At 61.3% G+C, this 1,908-nt stretch carries 5 protein-coding genes and 1 pseudogene; 3 read left to right on the forward strand and 3 right to left on the reverse strand.

What is annotated here, in order from left to right:
• Together KRZ98_RS21185 and tnpB (KRZ98_RS24690) are read left to right on the forward strand one after the other, a co-directional pair.
• The coding region (locus KRZ98_RS21185) for a transposase (protein WP_217675205.1) at positions 1-372 on the forward strand (372 nt) is incomplete at its 5' end.
• A 53-nt stretch (positions 373-425) separates the two neighbouring features.
• Positions 426-653, forward strand: a complete 228-nt coding sequence (tnpB, locus tag KRZ98_RS24690) for an IS66 family insertion sequence element accessory protein TnpB (RefSeq protein WP_217675208.1) — start codon at positions 426-428, stop codon at positions 651-653.
• On the opposite strand, the pseudogene KRZ98_RS21195 reads toward tnpB (KRZ98_RS24690), so the two are convergent.
• From KRZ98_RS21195 to KRZ98_RS21205, 3 genes and pseudogenes are all read right to left on the reverse strand, one after another.
• A pseudogene (locus KRZ98_RS21195) lies at positions 619-834 on the reverse strand (transposase); the annotation flags it as partial. The gene tnpB (KRZ98_RS24690) and the pseudogene KRZ98_RS21195 sit on opposite strands and share 35 nt — an antisense overlap.
• Positions 835-847: 13 nt before the next feature.
• Positions 848-1,234, reverse strand: coding sequence for an IS66 family insertion sequence element accessory protein TnpB (gene tnpB, locus KRZ98_RS24695; RefSeq protein WP_368389861.1), 387 nt, complete (start codon positions 1,232-1,234; stop codon positions 848-850).
• Positions 1,231-1,590, reverse strand: coding sequence for a transposase (locus tag KRZ98_RS21205; RefSeq protein WP_217675207.1), 360 nt, complete (start codon positions 1,588-1,590; stop codon positions 1,231-1,233). The genes tnpB (KRZ98_RS24695) and KRZ98_RS21205 overlap by 4 nt, the downstream gene beginning before the upstream one ends.
• Here KRZ98_RS21205 and KRZ98_RS24480 point away from each other — a divergent pair.
• Positions 1,520-1,834: an integrase core domain-containing protein gene (locus tag KRZ98_RS24480; RefSeq protein WP_302849140.1), complete on the forward strand. Its 315-nt coding sequence runs from the start codon at positions 1,520-1,522 to the stop codon at positions 1,832-1,834. The genes KRZ98_RS21205 and KRZ98_RS24480 overlap by 71 nt on opposite strands.
• The last annotated feature ends 74 nt before the right edge of the window (positions 1,835-1,908 follow it).

Raw genomic sequence — 1,908 nt, forward strand, 5'->3', positions numbered from 1 at the left:
CAGCCAGGGCGTGAAACCTCCCACTACTCTGATCAGAGCGGCGACGACGCAGCCCGATCGCAATCCAAAATCGATAAAGGCAAAGTGTTTCAAGGATCTATAACCACCCGCGCACAGGTCTCATCAGCCGTAGCGCGGCGGCATGGGATAGGCACGGGTCAGCTCTACACCTGGCGCAAGCAACTGCTCCGGGGAGCGATGGCAGGCTTCGTACCTGTCGAACTGGCAGCATCATCGCCGTCGGCCAAAGCCCGAGAAGCTGGGCGGATCGAGGTTCGAGGGCAGTGTGGCTTGACGGTGTCGGTTGATGACGAGGTTGATCGGGCTGCCCTGAAACAGGTGCTCGATGTCCTACGGGAGCTGGATCATTGAGCCTGGCGCTCCCGCCTTCGACGAAGATCTACCTGTCCCTGCCACCGTGCGACATGCGCAAGGGGTTTGACGGGCTGTCAGCGCAGGTGCGCAATATTCTTCAGCTCGATCCCTTCTCGGGGGCGGTGTTCCTGTTCCGCGGGAAGAGGGGCGACAGGCTGAAGGCCCTGGTCTGGGACGGCTCAGGGCTATGCCTGTATGCGAAGCGTCTTGAGCGCGGAAAGTTTGTTTGGCCACGTGCCCATGAGGTATGTCGGCGATCCTGGCGAGGACGTCGGTGAACCAGGCGAGCGGATCGACGTCGTTGAGACGCGCGGTGCCCAAGAGGCTGAACATCATCGCGGCGCGCTGGCCACCACGGTCAGAGCCGACGAACAACCATGCTTTTCTTCCCCGAGCCACGCTGCGCAGCTCACGCTCGGCGGCGTTGTTGGAGAGGCATATCCGGCCATCGGCGAGGAAGGTGACCGCCTCATCAATCCGGTCGGTATCGATATCCTGCTCTTCCATAGGCAGCTCCTCGCGGCGCTGCCGATAATCTCACATCTTGGCCCCTCGCTCCACTGCGTCCGCTATCGGATGCGTACGCGGAAGCTGAGATCGCGATCGTCCCATCCTTTGCTGATGGCCAGACAAAACGCCCTCTTTCCAAGCGTTTTGCATATAAGGACATCCCGAGGTCGTCATGCCACAAGATCTTGCATAGCGACCCGCTTCGCCCTCTGAAGATATACAGATCGCCGGCATGAACGTCCTTGTGCAGGGTTTGCTGGACCTGCAGGGCCAGCGACCGCATTCCCCGCCGCATGTCCGTATGCCCCAGCGCAAGCCACACCCTCACCCCGCTCGGGATCGGGATCATCGGGCCAAGGCCTTGATGACAGCCGCTGCCATGGTCGGCGACGCCGAATTGTAGATGTTCACCCGGGCGCCGTGGGAAAGCTCGACTGTGACAGCCGGCTGCCCGGGCGTGGGCATGGAGCTCTTGTCTTCCAGCACCACAGCTTCGATGAAGCCATGGTCTTCCTGCGACGCGACAAGCGCCGCGCTCAGCTTGCGCCGCCAGGTATAGACCAACGCCGTGGAGACGTCGTGCTGCCGAGCAACCTGCGCGACACACGCGCCCGGCGCAAACGCCTCTTCCAGAATGCGCCGCTGTTCCTCGGTACTCCAGCGACGGCGGCGTTCAGGCCCGCCGAAAATCGTGATCCGTCCCACAAACACCGCTCCTAAGTTCGCAAATAACTGCGACCTTAAGACCGATCCATCATCCCACCGGCAAGGCGCCGCTCAGCGGATGCGTACCTCGGTGAAATATGAGGAGGTTTACCTCCGCGCCTACGCCGCGGTCCGCGAAGCCCGGATATCGATCGGTCGTTATCTGAACTTTTACAACGCAAGGAGGCCGCATGTAGCGCGACGATTACGGTGTCCGGTCGGCGTCAATTTTGATGGCCGATAGGTGGCCGCGCCGGTTGGTGAATTCTGGCTACCATTTGCTGTTGCGAGGAGCAACCGTCGAGCGACAATTACGAC

Origin of the sequence: Sphingobium sp. AS12 (assembly GCF_019097845.1) — a bacterium.
In the GTDB taxonomy this organism is placed as follows: Bacteria; Pseudomonadota; Alphaproteobacteria; order Sphingomonadales; family Sphingomonadaceae; genus Sphingobium.